The organism is Streptomyces sp. NPDC060035, assembly GCF_042736635.1.
Lineage (GTDB): Bacteria > Actinomycetota > Actinomycetes > Streptomycetales > Streptomycetaceae > Streptomyces.
Map to the genome: position 1 here is coordinate 83,668 of NZ_JBHWVO010000011.1, position 21,320 is coordinate 104,987.

Genomic DNA, 21,320 nt, shown 5'->3' on the forward strand with positions numbered 1-21,320 from the left:
GAGAACTGCGTCCCGGATCGTGGCGGACTTCCTCCGTGAGGCACGGCTCTCGAGAGGTGTGGGCTTCGATCCGTCTCAACGGCAGCCGTTCGGGGCGGCATCCTGGGGTGCCCAGGGTGCCGCCCTTCGTTTCCCGGACTTCCGCAGTCACCGACCGGTGACCGGGGCCGACCGGCCGACGATCCGCGAGGAGGTGCGGACCGTGGGCTCGTCAGTCGCGCTTCTCGCCGCCCAGGTGGTGGACCCGGACCATGTTCGTGGTGCCGGGGACACCGGGGGGCGAGCCGGCGGTCATGACCATGATGTCGCCCGTGTTGTAGCGGTTCAGCTTCAGGAGCTCCTCGTCGACCAGGTCGACCATCTCGTCCGTGTTGGCCACGTGCGGCACCACGTGGGCCTCGACGCCCCAGCTCAGGGCGAGCTGGCTGCGGGTGGCCTCGTCCGTGGTGAAGGCCAGGATCGGCTGGGTCGTGCGGTAGCGGGAGAGCCGGCGGGCGGTGTCACCGGACTTGGTGAAGGCGACCAGCGCCTTGCCGTCCAGGAAGTCCGCGATCTCGCAGGCCGCACGCGCGACCGAACCACCCTGGGTGCGGGGCTTCTTGCCCGGCACGAGCGGCTGGAGGCCCTTGGACAGGAGCTCCTCCTCGGCGGCGACGACGATCTTCGACATCGTCTTGACCGTCTCGATCGGGTACGCGCCCACGGAGGACTCCGCGGACAGCATGACCGCGTCCGCGCCGTCCAGGATCGCGTTGGCGACGTCGGACGCCTCGGCGCGGGTCGGCCGGGAGTTGGTGATCATCGACTCCATCATCTGGGTCGCCACGATCACCGGCTTGGCGTTGCGGCGGCACAGCTCGATGAGGCGCTTCTGAACCATCGGGACCTTCTCGAGCGGATACTCGACGGCCAGGTCGCCACGGGCCACCATCACCCCGTCGAAGGCGGCGACAACGCCCTCCATGTGCTCGACGGCCTGCGGCTTCTCGACCTTGGCGATGACGGGGACCCGGCGGCCCTCCTCGTCCATCACCTTGTGGACGTCCTTCACGTCCTCGGCGTCCCGTACGAAGGACAGAGCGACCAGGTCGCAGCCCATCCGCAGGGCGAAACGGAGGTCCTCCACGTCCTTCTCGGACAGGGCCGGGACGTTCACCGCCGCGCCGGGCAGGTTGATGCCCTTGTGGTCGGAGATGACACCGCCCTCGATGACGATGGTCCTGACCTTGTTGCCCTCGACCGCGACGACCTTCAGCTCGACGTTGCCGTCGTTGATGAGGATCGGGTCGCCCTTGGAGACGTCGGTGGGCAGGCCCTTGTAGGTGGTGCCGCAGATCGACTTGTCTCCGGGGACGTCCTCCGAGGTGATGGTGAACTCGTCCCCGCGGACCAGTTCGACAGGGCCCTCGGCGAACTTCGCCAGGCGGATCTTCGGCCCCTGGAGGTCGGCGAGAACGCCGACCGCCCGGCCGGTCTCGGCGGCGGCCTTGCGGACACGGTCGTATCGACCCTGGTGTTCCGCATGGGAGCCGTGGCTGAAGTTGAAACGGGCCACGCTCATGCCGGCCTCGATCAGAGCGACGAGCTGCTCATGCGAGTCGACGGCGGGACCGAGGGTGCAGACGATTTTGGAACGGCGCATGAGGCGGATCCTATCGGTTTGTTTCGCTGCGGAATATTCCGTCTGGTGGAAGATACAAAGGGGCGCGGGCCCGCTCAGTTGTGGACCAGTGCGAAGGTCTGGCCGGCGATCTCCAGCTCCTCGTCCGTAGGCACCACGGCGACCGCCACCCGTGCGTCCGCAGGGGAGATCAGCCGCGGTTCACCGGACCGTACGGCGTTGAGATCCGCGTCCACCGCCAGGCCGAATCCCTCCAGTCCCGCGAGCGCAGCCTCCCGTACCGGAGCCGCGTTCTCCCCGACCCCCGCCGTGAACACCACGGCATCCACCCGCCCGAGGACCGCCGAATAGGCGCCGATGTACTTCTTCAGCCGGTGGACGTAGATATCGAAGGCGAGCGCGGCACGGTCGTCGCCCTCGTCCACCCGGCGCCGGATCTCCCGCATGTCGTTGTCGCCGCAGAGGCCGACCAGGCCGCTCTTCTTGTTCAGCAGGACATCGATCTCGTCCACCGACATCCCCGCCACCCGCTTGAGATGGAAGGTGACGGCCGGATCGATGTCTCCCGAACGCGTACCCATCACCAGCCCCTCCAAGGGGGTCAGTCCCATGGACGTCTCCACGCACCGGCCGCCGGCGACCGCGGAGGCCGAGGCGCCGTTGCCCAGATGCAGCACGATCACATTCACGTCGGCCACCGGCCTGCCCAGCAGCTCGGCCGTCCTGCGCGAGACATACGCGTGGGAGGTGCCGTGGAAGCCGTAGCGGCGGATGCGGTGCGCATCGGCCGTCTCCACGTCGATCGCGTACCGCGCGGCGTGCTCCGGCATCGTCGTGTGGAACGCCGTGTCGAAGACGGCGACCTGCGGCAGGTCCGGGCGCAGCGCCTGTGCCGTACGGATTCCGGTGATGTTCGCCGGGTTGTGCAGCGGGGCCACCGGGACGAGCCGTTCGATCTCGGCCAGCACCTCGTCGGTGATCACGGTGGGCTCGCTGAACTTCAGCCCGCCGTGCACCACCCGGTGGCCGATGGCGACGAGTTCGGGGGAGTCCAGGCCGAGCCCGTCGGCCGCCAGCTCCTCCGCCGCAGCCTTCAGGGCCTGCTCGTGGTCGGCGATCCTTCCGGTGCGCTCGCGGGGCCCGCCGCCGCCGGCCGAGGGGGTGTGCACCAGCCGGGAGGTCTCCTCACCGATCCGCTCGACCAGGCCGGTCGCGAGGCGCACCCGCTCACGCATGTCCAGGAGCTGGTACTTGAGCGACGAGGAGCCCGAGTTGAGGACGAGCACCCGGCCCGCCCCGCCGGTGTGTGTGGTGGTCATCGGGTTCACTCCTCGCCCTGCGCCTGGATCGCCGTGATGGCCACGGTATTGACGATGTCCTGGACGAGGGCCCCGCGCGACAGGTCGTTGACCGGCTTGCGCAGCCCCTGCAGGACCGGGCCGACCGCGACGGCGCCCGCCGAGCGCTGCACGGCCTTGTAGGTGTTGTTGCCGGTGTTGAGGTCCGGGAAGATCAGGACGGTCGCCCGCCCCGCCACCTCGGACGCCGGCAGCTTGGTCGCGGCGACGGACGGCTCGACCGCCGCGTCGTACTGGATCGGGCCCTCGATCCTGAGGTCCGGCCGCGAGGCGCGTATCCGCTCGGTGGCCTCCCGCACCTTGTCGACGTCCGCGCCCGTGCCCGAGGTGCCCGTCGAGTAGGACAGCATCGCGATCCGCGGGTCCACGCCGAAGCGCGCCGCGGTGACCGCCGACTGCACGGCGATGTCCGCGAGCTGCTCCGCGTCCGGATCCGGGTTGACCGCGCAGTCGCCGTACACCAGGACTCTGTCGGCGAGGCACATGAAGAAGACCGAGGAGACGATCGAGGCGTCCGGCTTCGTCTTGATGATCTCGAAGGCCGGGCGGATGGTCGCCGCGGTGGAGTGCACCGAGCCGGAGACCATGCCGTCGGCCAGCCCCTCCTGGACCATCAGGGTGCCGAAGTAGTTGACGTCCGCGACGACGTCGTACGCGAGCTCCACCGTCACGCCGCGGTGCGCGCGCAGCTGGGCGTACTGCTCGGCGAAGCTCTGGCGCAGCTCGGAGGTCTGCGGGTCGATCAGCTGGGTCTCGGCGAGATCGATGCCGAGGTCGGCGGCCTTCTTGCGGATGACATCCACATCGCCGAGGAGCGTCAGATCGCAGACGTCCCGGCGCAGCAGCACATCGGCGGCGCGAAGGACGCGCTCCTCCGTGCCCTCGGGCAGGACGACCCGGCGCCGGTTCGAGCGGGCCTGTTCCAGCAGCTCGTGCTCGAACATCATCGGGGTGACCCGGCCGCTGCGGGCCACCGAGATCCGCTCCAGCAGGGCGCCGGTGTCCACATGGCGTTCGAAGAGGCCGAGCGCGGTCTCCGCCTTACGGGGCGTGGCCGCGTTCAACTTTCCTTCCAGTGCGAAGAGTTCGGCCGCCGTGGGGAAGGAGCCGCCGGCCACCGCGACGACCGGGGTGCCCGGTGCGAGGCGGGCGGCCAGCCTGAGTATCTCCTCGCCGGGACGCTCGTCCAGGGTCAGCAGGAGGCCCGCGATGGGCGGGGTGCCCGCGCTGTGCGCGGCGAGCGAACCGATGACCAGGTCCGCCCGGTCGCCGGGGGTGACGACCATGCAGCCCGGGGTCAGCGCCTTGAGGAGGTTCGGCAGCATCGCGCCGCCGAAGACGAAGTTCAGCGCGTCCCTGGCGAGGCCCGCGTCGTCGCCGAGCAGAACCGTTCCGCCCAGTGCCGTGGTGATCTGGGCGACGGTCGGCGCGGAGAGCGCCGGATCGTCGGGCAGCACCGAGCAGGGGACCGGCAGAGTGGCCGCGAGCCGCTCGGCCATGGCGGCACGGTCCTCGGAGGCCACCCGGTTCACGATCATCGCCAGGACATCGCAGCCCAGACCGGCGTACGCGCGGTAGGCGTTGCGCGTCTCGGCCCGTACGGACTCGGCGTCCTGGCCCCCGCCGCCGACCACCGCGATCACCGAGGCGCCGAACTCGTTGGCGAGCCGCGCGTTGAGTGCGAGCTCGTCCGGGAGCTGGGTGGCGGCGAAATCACTGCCGAGGACCAGCACCACCTCGTAGTCGCGTGCCACCCGGTGGAAGCGCTCGACGAGCCGGGAGACCAGCTCGTCCGTACCCTTCTCCGCCTGGACGGCAGAGGCCTCGTGGTAATCCAGCCCGTAGACGGTCTCCGGGCTCTGCGAGAGCCGGTAGCGGGCCCGCAGCAGCTCGAACAGCCGGTCGGGTCCGTCATGGACCAGCGGCCGGAAGACACCGACCCGGTCCACCTGACGCGTCAGTAGCTCCATGACTCCCAGATCGACGACCTGACGGCCGTCTCCCCGGTCGATCCCGGTCACGTACACGCTGCGCGCCACGCGTGCTCTCCCGTCCTGGCTGGCTGGCATTGCCCTCTTGACGATACCTACGGAGGCGGGTAAGTCGCCCGCCGGGCGGCACCCGTGCGCGGCCTGCCCCGGGCCATGCCCGGTCCCGGTCCCGACTCCGTGCCCACCTGCGCCGCCCTGCGCCGGAGCAGCCGGAAGCGCGAGTGCCGGACCGGGCGTGGGACAATCGTCGTGGCTCACGGTACGGGGGTTTGTCCAGCGGCCCCCGAAATGCATGGCCCCAGCGAGCAGGAGACAGAGCACGATGCGCATCGGAATTCTCACCGCAGGCGGCGACTGCCCAGGCCTCAACGCCGTGATCCGGTCGGTCGTGCACCGTGCCGTTGTGGGGCACGGCGATGAAGTCATCGGATTCGAGGACGGGTTCAAGGGCCTGCTCGACGGGCACTTCCGGCCCCTCGACCTCAACGCGGTGAGCGGCATCCTGGCGCGCGGCGGCACGATCCTCGGCTCGGCCCGGCTGGAGCGCGACCGGCTGCGTGAGGCCGCCGAGAACTGCGAGGAGCTGTCGCGCCGTTACGGCATCGACGCCCTCATCCCGATCGGTGGCGAGGGCACACTCACAGCCGCCCGGATGCTGTCGGACGCCGGAATGCCCGTCGTGGGCGTCCCGAAGACGATCGACAACGACATCTCCGCCACCGACCGTACCTTCGGCTTCGACACGGCCGTGGGCGTCGCCACCGAAGCCATAGACCGTCTCAAGACGACCGCCGAGTCGCACCAGCGGGTCATGGTCGTCGAGGTGATGGGCCGCCATGCGGGCTGGATCGCGCTGGAGTCCGGCATGGCCGGCGGCGCCCACGGAATCTGCCTTCCGGAGCGGCCCTTCCAGGTCGACGACCTGGTCAAGATGGTGGAGGAGCGCTTCGCGCGCGGCAAGAAGTTCGCCGTCATCTGCGTCGCCGAGGGTGCGCACCCGGCCGAGGGCTCCATGGCGTACGCCAAGGGCGAGATCGACCAGTTCGGCCACGAGCGCTTCCAGGGCATCGGCAACCGGCTCGCCGTCGAGCTGGAGAAGCGGCTCGGCAAGGAGGCCCGACCGGTCATTCTCGGCCATGTGCAGCGCGGCGGCACGCCGACCGCGTACGACCGGGTGCTCGCGACCCGCTTCGGCTGGAACGCGGTGGAGGCCGTCCACCGCGGTGATTTCGGCCGCATGACGGCCCTGCGCGGCTCCGACATCGCCATGGTCCCGCTCGCCGATGCCGTCACCCGCTTGAAGACCGTGCCCAGCGACCGCATGTATGAGGCCGAGTCGGTCTTCTGAGCCGGGCCGAGTCGGTCGTCCGAGCCGGGCCGGTCCTGCGAGCCGGAGGCGGGCCGGTCCTGTGAGCCGGAGCCGGGCCGGTTCCGTGAACCGGAACCCGGGGCACGCTCAGATGCCCGCCGTCCGCCAGAACTGCTCGACCACCCGGTCCAGGAACGCCCGTCCCGCTTCGCCCGACGCCCCGGACCGCTCCCGGCCCGTGCTGTCCCAGCTCAGCGTCGTCACCATGAGGGCCTGGTAGTCGGCCTGCAGCTGCTCCAGCACGTCCTGCACCAGCACCCGGTCCAGCGGTACGAGCTTGGCCACCGGCCGGACGTACGCCTGCCAGCGCGTCGTCACCGCCCTGTTCAGCAGCTCCGCCATCTCCTCGTTGCGGCCGGTCGCCGTGACGAACTGCGCTGCCGACATGTCCAGGGTCTCGCAGAGCGTGAAGGCCTGGCGCTCGTTGCCGCGCCAGCGGCCGGACTCCTCGATCCGCAGATACGCGGCACCGGTCATCCCGAGCTGCCGCGCGAGGTCGTCCACGGCCATGTCCCGGGACAGCCGGTGCTCGCGCAACGTGCTTGCAGCGCCCAGTAGTTCACCGGGAGCGCACCACAGCACACCGGCGAGCGCCATGAGTTCGCGTTCGCCGGGCAGGGCGACTCCGCGCTCCCAGGCCATCACGGTCTCGGCGGTGATCTGAAGTCCGTACTGGGCGCCGAGCCCGTACGCAACATGGCCGGGAGCCATTCCCAGCGCCTCGCGGAGGCGGCGCGCGGCGGGGGCATTGAAGGGCGGAGTGGGTTGCACGGCCCCACCGTAGGAGCACGGGAACCGCCTGGCTACAGGCTGTTCCTAACAGTTCACCCTTCGTATGATCCTCCTAGGAGGGCCGCTCGGAGGCCTCCCTACGGTCGACGAGTTTCAGCCACCCACCGGTACCGCAGTTCCGGCCGCCCGACGTGGCCGTAGCTCGGCCGGCGCTCGGCGCGGCCCGCCGTCACCAGGTGCTCCAGATACCGGCGGGCGGTGATCCGGGAGATCCCGAGTTCCTCCCCGGCGACCGACGCCGTCACCCCGTCCGGCGACTCCCGCAGCGCCCGGGTCACCGCCTGAAGCGTCGGACCGCTCAGTCCCTTGGGCAGCGAGGCCGGGTGCGCGATCCGCAGCGCGCCCAGCGCCCGGTCCACCTCCTCCTGGCCGCTCGCCTCACCCGCCGCCGCCCGGAACTCGGCATAGCGCACCAGCCGGTCGCGGAGGGTGGGATAGGTGAACGGTTTCAGCACGTACTGCACGACCCCGAGCGACACGCCTTCCCGCACCACCGCCAGATCACGGGCCGACGTCACCGCGATGACATCCGCACCGTGCCCGGCCGCCCGCAGGGCCCGCAGGAGCTGGAGTCCGTGTCCGTCGGGCAGATACAGATCGAGCAGCAGCAGATCCACCGGCATCCGGTCCAGGGCCCGCACTGCCTCCGCCCGCGTGTGTGCGACGGCGGCGACCTCGAAGCCGGGTACGCGGCCCACGTACAGCTGATGGGCGTCGGCCGCCACCGGGTCGTCCTCCACGACCAGCACCCGGATCATGCCCGGACCACCTGCGCCGGCCGGCCGGTCAGGGGCAGCCGCACCGTGAACTCCGCGCCGCCGTCCGGCCCCCGGCCGAGCACCACCGTCCCGCCGTTGCGGTGGACCGTCTGCCGCACCAGCGCCAGCCCGAGCCCGCGCCCCGTGCCGTGCGTGCTCCAGCCGCGCCGGAACACCTCGTCCACGTCGTCCTCGCCGACCCCGGACCCGGTGTCGGCGACCCGCAGCAGCAGCTCGCCGCCCTCCGTGAGTGCGGTGACAGTGACGCGGGCCCGCGTCGCACCGCGCTGGGCGGGTACGGGAACGTCACCGCCTCCCGCTCCCGTCTCCGACGCCGCGTCCACCGCGTTGTCGATCAGATTGCCCAGGACCGTCACCAGATCACGCGGTGCAAGGGCCGGCGGCAGCGCCCCGTCGTCGATCAGGCTGTCCTCCGCGAGGACCAGCTCCACGCCGCGCTCATTGGCCTGCGCCGCCTTGCCGAGCAGCAGCGCGGCCAGCACCGGCTCGGCGACCGCTCCGACGACCCGGTCGGTGAGGACCTGCGCCAGCTCCAGCTCCGCCGTGGCGAAGTCCACCGCTTCCTCGACCCGGCCCAGTTCGATCAGTGACACCACGGTGTGCAGCCGGTTCGCCGCCTCGTGCGCCTGCGAGCGCAGCGCCTGCGTGAAGCCGCGCTCCGAGTCGAGCTCGCCGGACAGGGCCTGCAGCTCCGTGTGGTCCCGCAGCGTCACCACCGTGCCGCGCTGCTCCCCGCCCACCACGGGGCTGGTGTTGAGGACGATCACGCTGTCCGTGGTCAGATGGACCTCGTCGACCCGCGGCTCGGACGCCAGGAGGGCTCCGGTGAGCGGCGCGGGCAGGGCGAGCTCGTCGACCTTCCGCCCGACCGATCCCGGCGCCAGCCCCAGCAGTTCCCGGCCCGCATCGTTGATCAGGGCGATCCGGCGCTGCCCGTCCAGCATCAGCAGCCCCTCGCGCACCGCGTGCAGCGTGGCCTCGTGGTAGTCGTGCATGCGGCTCAGCTCACGGGCGTTCATCCCGTGCGTGTGGCGCCGCAGCCTGGCGTTGATCACATACGTCCCGAGCCCGCCGAGCGCGAGTGCGGCGCCCGCCGCCATCCCGAGAGCGCCGAGCAGTTCGCGTACCTGCGTGGAGACGCGTTCGACGGTGATGCCCGCACTGACCAGACCGACGATCCTGCCGCCGTCACGGATCGGCGTCACCACCCGTATCGAGGGCCCGAGCGTGCCGGCGTACGTCTCCGTGAACGTCTCGCCGTGCAGGGCCCGGGCGGTGTTCCCGATGAAGGTCCTCCCGATCTGGGAGGCGTTCGGATGCGTCCAGCGCACCCGGTCCGGATCCATGATCGTGACGAAGGCGATCCCGGTGTCCTCGCGGACCTTCTCCGCGTACGGCTGGAGCACGGCGGACGGGTCCGGAGTGCGGATCGCCTCCCGGACGGAGGGTGAATCGGCCATCGCGACGGCTGCGGCCCGCACCTGCCGTGCCGCGGTCTCCTCCGCCTGTGCGGAGCCGGAGACGTACGTGAAGAACGCGCATCCGGCCACGACGGCGGCGATGAGCACGACCTGCATCGCGAACAGCTGGCCGGCCAGGCTGTGGGGGCGGGCACGGGGGAGGCGCATGGCCCCCAGTCTGCCTGGCGGCGACCGGCGGCCCAAGGTGGCTCGAATGCGTCCGTGAACGATATGAACGCAAGGGTGACCGCTGTCACAGGTAAGTGAATAGTCACCGGGGCCCCCAGGGACGGGGAGCGACCGCAACCCCGAGGAGGCCCCCGTGGCAGAGAAAGCCGCACGACGGGACCGCACGCACTATCTCTACCTGGCCGTGATCGCTGCCGTGGTGCTGGGCATCACGGTGGGCTTCGTTGCTCCGGGCGTCGCCGTGGAGCTCAAGCCCATCGGCGCCGGCTTCGTCAACCTCATCAAGATGATGATCTCGCCCATCATCTTCTGCACGATCGTGCTGGGCGTCGGCTCCGTACGCAAGGCCGCCAAGGTCGGTGCCGTCGGCGGCCTGGCCCTCGGCTACTTCCTGGTGATGTCGACCGTCGCCCTGGCCATCGGCCTGGTCGTCGGCAACATCCTGGAGCCCGGCTCCAGCCTCCACCTCACCGAGGCGGCACGCGCCGCCGGTGAGAAGCAGGCGGCGGGGGCGAGCGAGTCCACGGTGGACTTCCTGCTCGGCATCATCCCGACGACCATGGTCTCGGCCTTCACCGAGGGCGAGGTCCTGCAGACCCTGCTCATCGCCCTGCTCGCCGGTTTCGCCCTGCAGGCCATGGGCTCGGCCGGCGAACCGGTCCTGCGCGGCATCGGCCACATCCAGCACCTCGTCTTCCGCATCCTCGCCATGATCATGTGGGCGGCCCCCGTCGGCGCGTTCGGCGCGATGGCGGCGGTGGTCGGTGAGACGGGCGTGGACGCGCTGAAGTCCCTCGCGATCATCATGGTCGGCTTCTACGTCACCTGCGCGCTCTTCGTGTTCGTGATCCTGGGCACGATCCTGCGGGTGGTGGCCGGGGTCAACCTCTTCTCCCTGCTGAAGTACCTGGGCCGCGAGTTCCTGCTGATCCTCTCCACCTCCTCCTCCGAGTCGGCCCTGCCGCGGCTGATCGCGAAGATGGAGCACATGGGCGTCAGCAAGCCGGTCGTCGGCATCACCGTGCCGACCGGCTACTCCTTCAACCTCGACGGCACCGCGATCTACCTCACGATGGCCTCCCTCTTCATCGCCAACGCGACGGGCGACCCGCTGAGCATCAGCGAGCAGATCTCGCTGCTGATCTTCATGGTGATCGCCTCGAAGGGTGCCGCGGGCGTCACCGGCGCCGGACTGGCCACCCTCGCGGGCGGCCTGCAGTCCCACCGCCCCGAACTGGTCGACGGCGTCGGCCTGATTGTCGGCATCGACCGCTTCATGAGCGAGGCCCGCGCCCTGACGAACTTCGCGGGCAACGCGGTGGCCACGGTCCTGGTCGGCACCTGGACCAAGGAGATCGACCGGACTCGGGTGGACCAGGTCCTCTCCGGCCTCCTGCCGTTCGACGAGAAGATGATCGTGGACGAAGGCCCCACGGAGCCGTACGCCCCGGAGTCCGGGCACGGCGACGAAGGGAAGACGGTCCCGGAGTCCAGGGACGGCGACGGGGACAAGCCGTCGCTGGCGAAGGTCTGAGGCCCTCGAAACCAACCGCCCGCGAGGCCTCCGTCGAGGGACTCCCCCCGGAACCCGACCGCCTCGCCCCGAACCGCCCGCACCGTCACGGTGCGGGCGGTTCGCGTTGGTGGGGCGGGGCGCGGGTGATGCCCGTCCTTGCCTTGACGTCGGCGTCAAGGATTACCGTCGGCGTATGCGAATCGGGGAACTGGCCGAACGCGCCGGGACGACCACACGGACGCTGCGCTACTACGAGTCGCGCGGCCTGCTGCCCGCACGCCGCGCGGAGAACGGCTACCGCACGTACGACGAAGGTGACCTGCGGCTGATCCAGCAGATCCGGACCCTCCAGGACTTCGGGTTCGACCTGGAGGAGACCCGCCCCTTCGTCGACTGCCTGCGCGCCGGCCACCCGGCGGGCGACGCCTGCCCCGCGTCCCTGGCCGTCTACCGGCGCAAGCTCGACGAGCTCGACGCGCTCATCGGGCAGCTCCGGACGGTCCGTAGCGAGGTGGGCGCACAGCTTGCGCGCGCCGAGCTGGAGGCTTCCGCAGATCTGCCGGGCGGCCCCGAACCACGATGTGAACTGAACTGGGAGGACGACAGATGATCCACGCAGAAGGTGTCGCCGAGGTCACCGACACGACGTTCGACGAGGAGGTCCTGGGGGCAGACCGTCCGGTTCTGGTCGAATTCACCGCGGACTGGTGCGGCCCCTGCCGCCAGCTCGCCCCGGTGCTCAGCTCGATTGCGGCGGAGACCGACCACATCAAGGTCGTGCAGATCGACGTGGACGCCAACCCCGGCATCACGAGCCGCTATGCGGTGCTGTCGATGCCGACGCTGATGGTGTTCCGGGACGGCGAACCGGTGAAGTCGATGGTGGGTGCCCGCCCGAAGCGCCGGCTGCTCCAGGAGCTCGAGGACGTGCTCGAGACGGTCTGAGTGCTGCTCGAGACGGTCTGAGTGCTGCGCGGGGCGGCGGGCAGCGAGCGGCGGGATTCAGCCGCAACGCGTCGTCGGCCTCCTCGTGGCAGTCCCACGTACGTCACTTCCTGCGGACGGCCCATGTCACCGCGAGAGCCAGGGCCGCGAACATCACCGTCACCACGAACGAGGCGAAGAAAAGAACCTCGACCCACCCTGAGTCCGCACCGGTGACCACGCCGTTTGCGGACACGCACGTCACCTCCGGGGGAAAGACCTGTCTGCGCACGTGGCCGCAGGTGTTGGGCAGGTCGTCGTTGATCACATACGCCTTGATCCAGCTCAGGCCCCAGGCGATGAGGAAGACGACGAACGAGGCTATGGCGATGCCCCGCAGCTGATTCGGGCCGGCCGGCAATGCTTCGGACCCTGCCGTGGGTGTCGTGGGCCGTGTCATGGGCGGAAGGGTATCCGCCCGGATTCGGAGCGCCTGCCGGTACGCGTCCGTGGTCGCGCGGGGATGAGTCCATGACATGGACAGCACCGCCGGTGGAACGTACGGCGCAGCTCGGCAGCCTGGGCACCGTGGGCGAACGCCGGATGCTGCAGGGCTGGTTGACCAGGCATCGTGAGACCTGGCCGGCCAAGCGCGCCGGACTGGATCCGGTGCGGCCGGCCCGGAGCCGTCGAGCCTCTCGCTCCTCGGCCTGGTCCGCCAGATGGCGGAAGCGGAACGCTGGTGGTTCCGGCGGCAGTTCAGGGGTGAGGATCTCGGCGATGTCCGTGCGTGCCCCTCGGACGGGGACGAGGAACTCGACGGAGTCGACCCGGCAGACGCGGAGAGGACTTCGGACTCTTCCGGGCCGAAGACGCCGCCTGCGATGCGGCAGTGGCGGGACACGGTCTCGACGAGGTCTTCGCATCCACGGACGGATGCCCCCTGAGTCGGCGCCGGGTCCACCTGTTGACGATCCAGGAGTACGCCCGCCACGACGGCCACGCCGACCTGCTGCGGGAGCGGACCGGCGGGGTGACGGCCGCGCCGACAAGGACGTCGCGTTCACACACGCCGAGTACTGCGGTGCGCAACCGAAGGCGAACGGTGCCCGGTTCACGATCACCGACGTCGGCGACCACGACCACAACGGTTCCGTACAGGAGGCCGTGCCACGCATCCGCTTCTTCGGCAAGCGGTGAGGGGCGTGGCCCCGATGGGGTGGCCAACGGGATGTGCGCCACCACCGGCAGGCGGGGACGGGGCCCCTGCGGGTGTGCAGCGGGGCCCCGTCCTCGCAATGTGGTTCCGGCTGTCGGGCCGGGCCGCCTCCGCACCCGGCCGCTCGTGTCGCCGGCAGAGGCGGAGCTCAGTGGCCCGGAGCGTGACAGACCGCTCCGGGCATCCGGCGCGGCAACCTCTGGACCGCAGGAGCGCCGTCGGCCATACTTCCAGCATTGCTATGCTCAATAATGTTTACAGTCGGCTCCTGGCGTGCAATTTCACGCACCGTTGTGGGATGTCGTCGTCACTGGCCCGCTTCCCCTCCGAGGAGTCGTCCACATGTCCATCACAGCGTCTTCCCGCACAGGTGTCGAGATCGCCTCGCAGCCGGACACGTGGCTGCAGGCCGTGGAGTCCCTCGGCCTCTTCTCCGATGTTCTGCCGCGGCGTGGCGAACGCGTCGCCGTCGTCGGTTGCGGAACGTCCTGGTTCATGGCCCTGGCGTACGCGGAGCTGCGTGAGAGCGGTGGGCACGGTGAGACCGATGCCTTTGCCGCTTCGGAGTTCCCCTACGGACGCACCTACGACCGCGTTCTCGCGATCAGCCGGTCGGGAACCACGACGGAGGTCCTGGACCTCCTGGCGCGGCTGAAGGGAGTCACCCGGACCGGTGTGATCACCGCGGATCCGGAGAGCCCCGTCATGCGGACGGCCGACGGTGTCGCCGTGCTCGGATTCGCCGACGAGGAGTCGGTGGTGCAGACGCGATTCGCCACCACCACCCTGGTGTTGCTGCGGGCGCATCTGGAGGCGGAGGGTGCACTGCCGGCCGGTACGCGTCCGGTCGATCTGGCGATTGCGGATGCACGGCGGGCGATCGCGGTGAGCCTCGACGTCGCGGTGTGCGCCGCCGAGCAGTTCACCTTCCTCGGCACCGGCTGGACCTACGGTCTCGCGTTGGAGGCCGGGCTGAAGATGCGCGAGGCCGCCGGAGCGTGGACGGAAGCGTACCCGGCGATGGAGTACCGGCACGGGCCGATCAGCATCACCGGTCCGGGCCGGGTCGCCTGGGTGTTCGGCCCGACTCCGCAGGGGCTGGACGGCGACGTCACCCGGGTCGGCGGAACGATCGTCGCCGGGTCGGGGAACGCCACCGGTGATCTGGACCCGTTGGCGGACCTGATCCTGGCTCAGCGGCTGGCCGTCCACCTCGCCGAGGTCCGCGGCTACGATCCCGATCGTCCCCGTAACCTGAGCCGCTCCGTGATTCTCGGCCACCTCCATGCGTGACAGCGGCGACGAACGCGACTGCGTCATCGCTCTGGACGTGGGCGGCACCAGCATGAAGGGGGCGCTGCTCGACCGCGACCTGAAGTCCCTGCGGACCGTGCGAAGAGCGACGCCCCGCCGGTCGGGTCCGGACGCGGTGATCACCGAGATAGCCGCAACCCTGCGTGGCCTCGACCGAAGTGCGGCGGAACGGGGGCTGGCCGTACGGAGTGTGGGGTTGGCAGTGCCGGGCATCGTCGATGAGGAACGAGCGACAGCTGTCCACTCGGCCAACCTCGGCTGGCGTGACGTGCCGTCGGCCGCCTTCCTCGAAGGAACCTCTGGCCTTCCTGTCGCCCTGGAGCACGACGTGCGGGCCGGAGGCGCCGCCGAATGCCGTCTCGGTGCAGGCCGCGGAGCACAGAACGTCCTGTTCGTACCCGTCGGGACAGGGATCTCCGCAGCCGTCTTCTGTGACGGGAGGCCGGTCCGCGCCGGCGGCTACGCGGGCGAGCTCGGCCATGTCGTCGTCGAGCCGGACGGAGAGGCCTGTGCCTGCGGCGCCCGGGGATGTCTGGAGACCGTCGCATCGGCAGCAGCGATCGCCTCGGCGTACGGCGCACGCTCCGGGCGCCAGGTCGACGGCGCAGCCGCCGTTGCGGCACAGCTCTCGCACGGCGACCCCGATGCCCAGGCGGTCTGGGACCGCGCGGTGGAGGCGCTCGCCACAGCGCTGGCGAGCGCCGTGACGCTGCTCGCGCCCGAGGTCGTCGTCCTCGGCGGCGGCCTCGCCGAAGCCGGCAGCCGGCTCCTGGACCCGCTGCGCCTGTCCCTGGCCCGGCGGCTCACCTTCCAGCGGGAGCCCAAGCTGGTCCGCGCGGCGCTCGGCGACCTGGCCGGCTGCCTGGGCGCGGGGCTTTCCGCATGGCACGCGGCGAACGACGCGAGAACGCCTCGCCGCCGGCCACAGACCTCGGCGGTGCCGACGTCGTGATCCTCACCGTCACCCTCAACGCGGCCCTCGACGTCACCTACGACATCGACGCTCTTGTGCCGCACGGCTCACACCGTGTCAGCCGATCCTCCGAACGGGCCGGGGGCAAGGGCATCAACGTTGCTCGCGTTCTGTCGGCCCTGGGCGCACCGACGGCAGTGACCGGGCTCGCGGGCGGTTCGACAGGCCGTGCGCTGCGGAACGGCCTGAGCGCGGCCGGTCTGAGGGACGAGCTGGTTCCCATGCGAGGCGAGTCGCGGCGAACGGTCACGGTGGTGTCCCGCGAGGACGGCGATGCCACCGTTTTCAACGAGCCCGGACCTCACGTCGAGATGTCGGCCTGGGTGGACTTCGTGACGCGGTTCGCCGAGCTGGTACGTGACGCCCGGGTGGTGGTCCTGTCCGGCAGCCTGCCTCCCGGCCTGCCGTCCGACGCGTACGCGCAACTCGTCCGGCTGTCCGCCGGGACGGGGGCGACGACGATCCTGGACGCCGCCGGACCCGCCCTGCTCGCGGCCCTGGGCGCCCGTCCGACCGTCGTCAAGCCCAATGCGGCGGAGATCATCGAGGCCACCGGTCGCGACGATCCCGCAGCCGCCGCCGAAGCCCTGCGGGAACTGGGCGCCCGAGCCGTCGTTGCGTCGAGGGGGCCGGACGGCCTCCATGCCGTCACACCGGGGGGAACCTGGCGCGCCGCACCCCCGCGCCGGCTGACCGGTAACCCGACCGGTGCCGGGGACGCCTGCGTCGCCGCGATCGCCGCCGGGCTCCACGCGGGAACGCCGTGGCCGAGCATCCTGCGCGAGGCCGTGGCTCTCTCGGCCGCCGCTGTTCCCTGTCCCCTGGCCGGCGACTTCGACGCCGGCGTCTACGACCAGTTCCGAAGCACCGTCTCCGTGGAGAGAACCCATGCCCCTGTCACCCATTGACGACATCATCAACCCCGCGTACGCCGGTGTTTCGGGCGTCGGGGCATTCAATGTCGTACAGATCGAGCACGCCGAGGCCATAGTCGCCGGAGCGGAGAGCGCCGGACTGCCCGTCGTTCTCCAGATCAGCGAGAACACCGCCAGGTATCACGGCTCGCTCGCTCCGATCGGGCTCGCGTCCATCGCCCTGGCCCGGATGGCACAGGTCCCGGTTGCGGTCCACCTCGACCATGCGGAATCGGCCGGCCTGGTCCGCCAGGCCGTCGAACTCGGCTTCACCTCCGTGATGTTCGACGCCTCCAAGCTCCCCTACGGCGAGAACGTGGCCGCAACCCGGGAGATCACGGACTACTGCCACCGCGCGAACGTCCTGGTCGAAGCCGAACTCGGCGAGGTGGGCGGCAAGGACGGCGCGCACGCCCCCGGTGTGCGCACCGACCCCGACGAGGCCGCGGCCTTCGTCGCGGCGACCGCCGTGGACTCCCTCGCCGTCGCTGTCGGCAGTTCTCACGCCATGCTCACCCGGGACGCCGTCCTCGACTTCGAGCTCATCGCACGTCTGCGGGCAGCCGTCGGCGTTCCCCTCGTCCTGCACGGATCGTCCGGGGTCGGCGACGCGGGCCTCGCCGAGGCGGTCGCCGCGGGTATGACCAAGGTGAACGTGTCCACGCACCTCAACAAGACCTTCACCCGCACCGTGCGTGAGTATCTCGGCGCCCACCCGGACACCGTCGACCCCCGCTCGTACCTCGGCCCCGCACGCGCTGCGGTCGCCGGGGAAGTAGCACGACTCCTGGGAGTCCTCGCGTCCGCGCCGGTTCAGGTGTCGTCCGGTCCCCGCAGTACGTCGAGTACGTAAGGCCAGGCGGCAGCGCCGAGTGCCGCGTCGGCGACGGGCGAACCGCCGTGCAGGAACCGCTCGGAGACCGGCGCAGGGCCCTCTCCGGGGAAGCGCGGGCGGTGTCCGGCGTCGGCACGGGCGATCACCCGTACCGGCAGGCCGGCCGCCCGCCGCCGGGCGGCCAGATCCTCGGCGCAGCGCAGCGACGGCCACATCGCATCGTCCCCGCCCGCGACGATCAGCAGGTCTGCGGCGGACCGTTCCACCGGGATCGCAGCTGCGTCGAGGCGGTCGGCGAAAGTGCGCCGGCTGCGTTCGTACCAGCCGAGGACGGCGACGGGATCCCCCTCCGCCCCGGTCGGCGTCCAGCTGTCGTCGTAGGGGACGAACGGCAGCCCCTCGCCCCGCCAGGTCCAGGAGGACCGGTAGGGCCGTGTCCGGCCGTCGCGGCCGGGGCCGATGTTGGCCCACGTCAGCGAGGTGGGGGAGAGCACCACCACGGCATCGGTACCAGGGTCCAGCACCGAGAGGTGCAGGGCGGCCTCCGCTCCCTTGGAGACGCCCAGCACCCCGATACGCCGGGCACCGCGCGACCGGAGCAGTTCGGTCGCGGACACGAATGTCTCCAGCGGGACTTCGCAGATGCCCGGCGGCTGCCCCGGACCGCCGAACCAGCGGACCGACAGGGCGGTCATGCCCTCCCGTGCCAGGATCCGGCATCGCTCGTCCTCGATCCGGCCGCTCGACCCGGAAAGGACGAGGACGTTCGGGCCCGCCGCCCCGTACCGGAGCGGCGAGAAACCCCTCGCAGGTGCCGCCACGCCCACCGTTGTGCGCAACGGTGAGCGTGCGCTCGACGATGTTCATCCGCCGGTCAGGCGTCCGCGAGGATCACCGCGCGGGTCAGGTGGCGGGGGCTGTCGGGGTCGATGCCCGCGGCCTCGGCGCGGGCGATCGCCAGGCGTTGTACGCGGACCAGCTCGGCCAGCGGGTCCAGGCCGCTCTCCACCCAGCGGGCCCCGGTCGACAGCACCTGGCTGTCGAGCCCTTCCGGCGCGGCTCCGAACATCCAGGTGGCGGTGCCGGTGGTGGAGATGCTGATCGGTCCGTGGCGGTACTCCATCGCGGGGTACGACTCCGTCCAGGACAGCGATGCCTCCTTCATCTTGAGCGCGGCCTCGTTGGCAAGACCGGCCGTCCAGCCCCGGCCGAGGAAGGTGAACTGGGTGCAGTCCAGCAGTCCTTCGGGCAACGGCTCGGCCAGTGCCGTCTCCGCGTCGCGGACCACGGCGTCGGTGTGCAGGCCGAGGTGGGCGCGCAGCAGCGTGAACGCGGTCGTGGCGAACCGGGTCTGCACCACGGACTGCTCGTCGGCGAAGTCGAGCACGACGACAGCGTCGGCCGAGGTCATCACCGGGGTGGTCGGGTCGGCCGTGATCGCGACGGTAGGGGTGACGCCGCGGAGCCGGCCCAGCAGGTTCAGCACCTCGGTCGTGGTGCCCGAGCGAGTGAGCGCGACGACCCGGTCGTAGCTGCGGCCGAAGGGGAACTCCGAGGCGGCGAACGCGTCGGACTCGCCCTGCCCGGATTCCTCGCGGAGTGCGGCGTAGGCCTGCGCCATGTAGAACGACGTGCCGCAGCCGACGACGGCGATGCGCTCACCGGTCACGGGCAGGGCGGCCGACTGGCTCGGTGCCAGGTCGGCGGCGCGACGCCAGCAGTCCGGCTGGCTGGCTGTCTCGATCTCGACAAATGACACTTGTGCACTCCGAACTCGTGATGGGATGCTCGTTTACGTGCGCTAATCGCAATGTGCGAGCATTGTAGAGCATTCTTATTGCAGATGACTTGACTCGTTGGAGTCTTGTGCGACGCTTGCGCGTGTCCGGTGACCGCGCCCAAGGGGATGGGTGCTCGCATCCCGGACCCGTAAGGAGATTTCTCTTGTCCAGGGATGCCCGGTGGAACGAACTGCTGGAACTCGTCGGTAAGAACGGCAGGGTGGACGTCGAGGACGCCGCCAGGACACTGGATGTCTCGGCCGCGACCATCCGCCGCGATCTGGACCAGCTTGCCGAACAGCAACTGCTCACCCGCACCCGGGGCGGCGCGGTCGCGCACGGCGTCAGCTACGAGCTGGCGCTGCGCTACAAGACGGGACGCAACGCTCCGGAGAAGCAGGCCATCGGCCGTGCCGTCGCCGACCTGGTCGCGGTGGGCGAGGTGGTGGGGCTGACCGGCGGGACCACCATCACGGAGGTGGCCCGCTCGCTCGCTGTGCGCTCGGATCTCGTGGGTGACGGTGTGGTCGGGGCAGTCGGCCAGCCGACCCTGACGGTCGTCACCAACGCCCTCAACATCGCCAACGAGCTGGTGATCCGGCCGCAGATAAAGATCGTGGTCACCGGAGGCGTGGCCCGGCCCCAGTCGTTCGAGCTGACGGGCCCGCTGGCCAGTGGCGTACTGGGTGAGATCACCCTCGACGTCGCCGTGCTGGGCGTCAACGCGATCGACACCGAGCGGGGCGCGTACGTCCACCACGAGGGCGAGGCCAGCATCAACCGGCTGCTCGCCCAGCAGGCCCAGCGAGTGGTGGTGGCGGCCGACTCCTCGAAGATCGGCAAGCGGGCCTTCGCGCGGGTCTGCGATCTCGGGCAGGTCGACTTCCTGGTCACCGACACCGGCATCACCCCCGAGGCGAGGGCCCGCTTCACCGAGGTCGGTGTCACCGTCATCGCTGTGTGACCGTGACACCGGCCCGTCCGGGTGGGCCGCTCCTCCGCAGGATCAGCTGCGGGGCGCGGTCCACTCCTGGTCCGCCTTGCCGGTGCAGTCGCGCAGCTCCACGCGGTGCCCGGTCTCGTCGCCGCCCGGCGCGTACAGGCACCGGCCGGTCGCGTCGTTCACGATCGAGCCGCGTGCGCCGTACGTCCAGGTCGTCAGCGGCCCGGGCGCGCCCGCGCAGGTCGTGATCGTCACCGGGACCTTCTTGCCGTTCCCGAGCGGCTCGGGCGCGGCGGTCAGACAGAAGTTGTTCACCAGGCGCAGCGTGCGGTCGGCGCCGTGCACCCAGCCCTGGTCGGTACGCCGGTGGCAGGTCTCGACGACGGCGGCCCGGTTCTCGTCGGCGGCCAGATCGGCGTCCTCGGCCCATTCGAGCTGGGGGTGGTCCACGCCGTCCACATCCAGGCAGTTGCCGGCCCGGTTGGTCACGGCGTCCCGGGTCGAGTTGCCGATGCCCAGCACCTGCACACCGCCGTCGGGACCGACCGTGCTGGTGACGTTGGCGCAGTCGCCGTTGTTCTCGGGTCGGGTGGCCCTGGCGGTGACCTGGGTGTTGTCCAGGGTTGTGGCCTCGGGCAGACCGAACGTGGCCGCACTGTAGGGCTGCTGCACGCAGGTGGAGCGGGTCATGCTCCACTCGTAGTACTCGACCCAGTCGACCATGCCGGCCGTCTTGATGCCGGTCGCCGGGGTCAGGATGCTGCCCAGCTTGAACGAGGTGTGGGCGGTGGTGTCCTCGACGGTGGCGCCGAACCAGCCGCCACCCTCCGACGTCACGTCGAACGTGTAGGTGTGACCGGCCTTCCACGGGACGTTCATCCGGCAGCTGTAGCCGGTGCCCTCACCGCCGAAGTCCTGGCACCAGCTGCCACTGCTGCCCGGCCTGGCCTGGTTCACGTCCCAGACGGAGAAAAGGAACAGCTGGTCCTCGCCCCCGTTGTCCTGCATGCCGATGTAGCCGCCGTTCCCCTGGTTGAAGCCGAACTGGTGCGACCAGAAGGTGTGCGAGGTGAAGCCCGGGTCGGCGGTGACCGTGGTACTCCACGTCACGGAGGACAGGTCCGGGGTCCCGGCGGGAAAGTCGTAGTGGGTGTACGTGCCGGGGGTGTCCCCCCAGCCGTCCTCATTGGCGTGTGCCGTGCCCGCCGTGGACATTCCGATGCCGGCTGCGAGTGCCAGTGCCGTGAGGGCACTTCCGGCGATGCGGCCGAGCCGACCGAGGCCGGACGTGGGCGTACGGGAGCTCATACGGGCTCACCCATCTCTGCTTGAGGATGTTGGA

Annotated in this window: 21 protein-coding genes; 11 read left to right on the top strand and 10 right to left on the bottom strand. The window is 70.6% G+C overall.

All coding sequences use genetic code 11. The features are described from left to right. Positions 1-211: 211 nt before the first annotated feature. The 3 genes from pyk to pta form a co-directional block, all read right to left on the bottom strand. The gene (gene pyk / locus ACFWBQ_RS19270; protein ID WP_385490132.1) at positions 212-1,642 is read right to left on the bottom strand and encodes a pyruvate kinase; all 1,431 of its coding nucleotides are present in this window, start codon (positions 1,640-1,642) and stop codon (positions 212-214) included. Between the two features lie 74 nt (positions 1,643-1,716). Further along, complete coding sequence (locus ACFWBQ_RS19275) at positions 1,717-2,940, bottom strand: acetate kinase (protein WP_385490136.1); 1,224 nt, start codon at positions 2,938-2,940, stop codon at positions 1,717-1,719. A gap of 5 nt (positions 2,941-2,945) precedes the next feature. Beyond that, positions 2,946-5,018, bottom strand: a complete 2,073-nt coding sequence (gene pta / locus ACFWBQ_RS19280; protein WP_385490138.1) for a phosphate acetyltransferase — start codon at positions 5,016-5,018, stop codon at positions 2,946-2,948. 274 nt (positions 5,019-5,292) lie between these two features. On the opposite strand from pta, the gene ACFWBQ_RS19285 reads away from it, so the two are divergent. Continuing rightward, positions 5,293-6,318, top strand: a complete 1,026-nt coding sequence (locus ACFWBQ_RS19285; RefSeq protein WP_385490140.1) for an ATP-dependent 6-phosphofructokinase — start codon at positions 5,293-5,295, stop codon at positions 6,316-6,318. Positions 6,319-6,426: 108 nt separating this feature from the next. Here the strand turns inward: ACFWBQ_RS19285 and ACFWBQ_RS19290 are convergent, their stop codons facing one another. From ACFWBQ_RS19290 to ACFWBQ_RS19300, 3 genes are all read right to left on the bottom strand, one after another. After that, on the bottom strand, positions 6,427-7,050 hold the full coding sequence (locus ACFWBQ_RS19290) for a helix-turn-helix domain-containing protein (RefSeq protein ID WP_385490516.1): 624 nt from the start codon (positions 7,048-7,050) through the stop codon (positions 6,427-6,429). 158 nt (positions 7,051-7,208) lie between these two features. Next, on the bottom strand, positions 7,209-7,889 hold the full coding sequence (locus ACFWBQ_RS19295) for a response regulator (RefSeq protein ID WP_385490143.1): 681 nt from the start codon (positions 7,887-7,889) through the stop codon (positions 7,209-7,211). Further along, the gene (locus ACFWBQ_RS19300) at positions 7,886-9,538 is read right to left on the bottom strand and encodes an ATP-binding protein (RefSeq protein ID WP_385490146.1); all 1,653 of its coding nucleotides are present in this window, start codon (positions 9,536-9,538) and stop codon (positions 7,886-7,888) included. The genes ACFWBQ_RS19295 and ACFWBQ_RS19300 overlap by 4 nt, the downstream gene beginning before the upstream one ends. Before the next feature lie 154 nt (positions 9,539-9,692). Here ACFWBQ_RS19300 and ACFWBQ_RS19305 point away from each other — a divergent pair, with 154 nt between their 5' ends. The 3 genes from ACFWBQ_RS19305 (at position 9,693) to trxA (ending at position 12,020) form a co-directional block, all read left to right on the top strand. Beyond that, a complete protein-coding gene (locus ACFWBQ_RS19305; RefSeq protein WP_385490148.1) occupies positions 9,693-11,093 on the top strand; it encodes a cation:dicarboxylate symporter family transporter in 1,401 nt (466 codons plus the stop codon). A gap of 175 nt (positions 11,094-11,268) precedes the next feature. Then, positions 11,269-11,685 (top strand): MerR family transcriptional regulator, encoded by a 417-nt coding sequence (locus ACFWBQ_RS19310; RefSeq protein ID WP_385490150.1) that lies wholly within the window; start codon positions 11,269-11,271, stop codon positions 11,683-11,685. After that, positions 11,682-12,020, top strand: a complete 339-nt coding sequence (trxA, locus tag ACFWBQ_RS19315) for a thioredoxin (RefSeq protein ID WP_385490153.1) — start codon at positions 11,682-11,684, stop codon at positions 12,018-12,020. The genes ACFWBQ_RS19310 and trxA overlap by 4 nt, the downstream gene beginning before the upstream one ends. A gap of 103 nt (positions 12,021-12,123) precedes the next feature. Here trxA and ACFWBQ_RS19320 read toward each other — a convergent pair whose 3' ends face one another. Next, the gene (locus ACFWBQ_RS19320) at positions 12,124-12,459 is read right to left on the bottom strand and encodes a hypothetical protein (RefSeq protein ID WP_385490156.1); all 336 of its coding nucleotides are present in this window, start codon (positions 12,457-12,459) and stop codon (positions 12,124-12,126) included. Between the two features lie 262 nt (positions 12,460-12,721). On the opposite strand from ACFWBQ_RS19320, the gene ACFWBQ_RS19325 reads away from it, so the two are divergent. The 6 genes from ACFWBQ_RS19325 (at position 12,722) to ACFWBQ_RS19350 (ending at position 17,272) form a co-directional block, all read left to right on the top strand. After that, positions 12,722-12,946 carry a hypothetical protein gene (locus tag ACFWBQ_RS19325; RefSeq protein WP_385490159.1) on the top strand — a complete coding sequence of 75 codons (225 nt, stop codon included), beginning with the start codon at positions 12,722-12,724 and terminating at the stop codon, positions 12,944-12,946. Next, positions 12,892-13,470 carry a DUF664 domain-containing protein gene (locus ACFWBQ_RS19330; RefSeq protein ID WP_385490162.1) on the top strand — a complete coding sequence of 193 codons (579 nt, stop codon included), beginning with the start codon at positions 12,892-12,894 and terminating at the stop codon, positions 13,468-13,470. The genes ACFWBQ_RS19325 and ACFWBQ_RS19330 overlap by 55 nt, the downstream gene beginning before the upstream one ends. 90 nt (positions 13,471-13,560) lie before the next feature. Continuing rightward, positions 13,561-14,511: an SIS domain-containing protein gene (locus ACFWBQ_RS19335; RefSeq protein ID WP_385490165.1), complete on the top strand. Its 951-nt coding sequence runs from the start codon at positions 13,561-13,563 to the stop codon at positions 14,509-14,511. Then, positions 14,504-15,484, top strand: a complete 981-nt coding sequence (locus ACFWBQ_RS19340; protein WP_385490167.1) for an ROK family protein — start codon at positions 14,504-14,506, stop codon at positions 15,482-15,484. The genes ACFWBQ_RS19335 and ACFWBQ_RS19340 overlap by 8 nt, the downstream gene beginning before the upstream one ends. Beyond that, entirely contained in the window at positions 15,481-16,413 is a 933-nt protein-coding gene (locus ACFWBQ_RS19345) for a 1-phosphofructokinase family hexose kinase (RefSeq protein WP_385490519.1), read from the top strand. Before ACFWBQ_RS19340 ends, ACFWBQ_RS19345 begins: the two co-directional genes overlap by 4 nt. Further along, the gene (locus ACFWBQ_RS19350; protein ID WP_385490170.1) at positions 16,394-17,272 is read left to right on the top strand and encodes a ketose-bisphosphate aldolase; all 879 of its coding nucleotides are present in this window, start codon (positions 16,394-16,396) and stop codon (positions 17,270-17,272) included. Before ACFWBQ_RS19345 ends, ACFWBQ_RS19350 begins: the two co-directional genes overlap by 20 nt. On the opposite strand, the gene ACFWBQ_RS19355 is transcribed toward ACFWBQ_RS19350, so the two are convergent. Continuing rightward, complete coding sequence (locus ACFWBQ_RS19355) at positions 17,233-18,075, bottom strand: acyl-CoA thioester hydrolase/BAAT C-terminal domain-containing protein (RefSeq protein ID WP_385490173.1); 843 nt, start codon at positions 18,073-18,075, stop codon at positions 17,233-17,235. The genes ACFWBQ_RS19350 and ACFWBQ_RS19355 overlap by 40 nt on opposite strands. Before the next feature lie 53 nt (positions 18,076-18,128). Then, positions 18,129-19,013, bottom strand: a complete 885-nt coding sequence (locus ACFWBQ_RS19360; protein WP_385490175.1) for an SIS domain-containing protein — start codon at positions 19,011-19,013, stop codon at positions 18,129-18,131. Between the two features lie 185 nt (positions 19,014-19,198). Between ACFWBQ_RS19360 and ACFWBQ_RS19365 the strand changes: the two genes are divergently transcribed. Next, positions 19,199-19,999, top strand: coding sequence for a DeoR/GlpR family DNA-binding transcription regulator (locus ACFWBQ_RS19365; protein WP_385490177.1), 801 nt, complete (start codon positions 19,199-19,201; stop codon positions 19,997-19,999). Between the two features lie 42 nt (positions 20,000-20,041). Here the strand turns inward: ACFWBQ_RS19365 and ACFWBQ_RS19370 are convergent, their stop codons facing one another. After that, positions 20,042-21,286: a DUF3472 domain-containing protein gene (locus ACFWBQ_RS19370; RefSeq protein WP_385490179.1), complete on the bottom strand. Its 1,245-nt coding sequence runs from the start codon at positions 21,284-21,286 to the stop codon at positions 20,042-20,044. Positions 21,287-21,320: the final 34 nt, after the last annotated feature.

Coding starts and splice junctions, on each gene's coding strand:
- ACFWBQ_RS19370 (WP_385490179.1), bottom strand. CDS start 21,286: ATGAGCTCCCGTACGCCCACGTCCGGCCTCGGTCGGCTCGGCCGCATC.
- ACFWBQ_RS19295 (WP_385490143.1), bottom strand. CDS start 7,889: ATGATCCGGGTGCTGGTCGTGGAGGACGACCCGGTGGCGGCCGACGCC.
- pyk (WP_385490132.1), bottom strand. CDS start 1,642: ATGCGCCGTTCCAAAATCGTCTGCACCCTCGGTCCCGCCGTCGACTCG.
- ACFWBQ_RS19325 (WP_385490159.1), top strand. CDS start 12,722: ATGGCGGAAGCGGAACGCTGGTGGTTCCGGCGGCAGTTCAGGGGTGAG.
- ACFWBQ_RS19310 (WP_385490150.1), top strand. CDS start 11,269: ATGCGAATCGGGGAACTGGCCGAACGCGCCGGGACGACCACACGGACG.
- ACFWBQ_RS19290 (WP_385490516.1), bottom strand. CDS start 7,050: ATGGCTCCCGGCCATGTTGCGTACGGGCTCGGCGCCCAGTACGGACTT.
- ACFWBQ_RS19335 (WP_385490165.1), top strand. CDS start 13,561: ATGTCCATCACAGCGTCTTCCCGCACAGGTGTCGAGATCGCCTCGCAG.
- ACFWBQ_RS19350 (WP_385490170.1), top strand. CDS start 16,394: ATGCCCCTGTCACCCATTGACGACATCATCAACCCCGCGTACGCCGGT.
- ACFWBQ_RS19275 (WP_385490136.1), bottom strand. CDS start 2,940: ATGACCACCACACACACCGGCGGGGCGGGCCGGGTGCTCGTCCTCAAC.
- ACFWBQ_RS19340 (WP_385490167.1), top strand. CDS start 14,504: ATGCGTGACAGCGGCGACGAACGCGACTGCGTCATCGCTCTGGACGTG.
- ACFWBQ_RS19285 (WP_385490140.1), top strand. CDS start 5,293: ATGCGCATCGGAATTCTCACCGCAGGCGGCGACTGCCCAGGCCTCAAC.
- ACFWBQ_RS19300 (WP_385490146.1), bottom strand. CDS start 9,538: ATGCGCCTCCCCCGTGCCCGCCCCCACAGCCTGGCCGGCCAGCTGTTC.
- ACFWBQ_RS19320 (WP_385490156.1), bottom strand. CDS start 12,459: ATGACACGGCCCACGACACCCACGGCAGGGTCCGAAGCATTGCCGGCC.
- trxA (WP_385490153.1), top strand. CDS start 11,682: ATGATCCACGCAGAAGGTGTCGCCGAGGTCACCGACACGACGTTCGAC.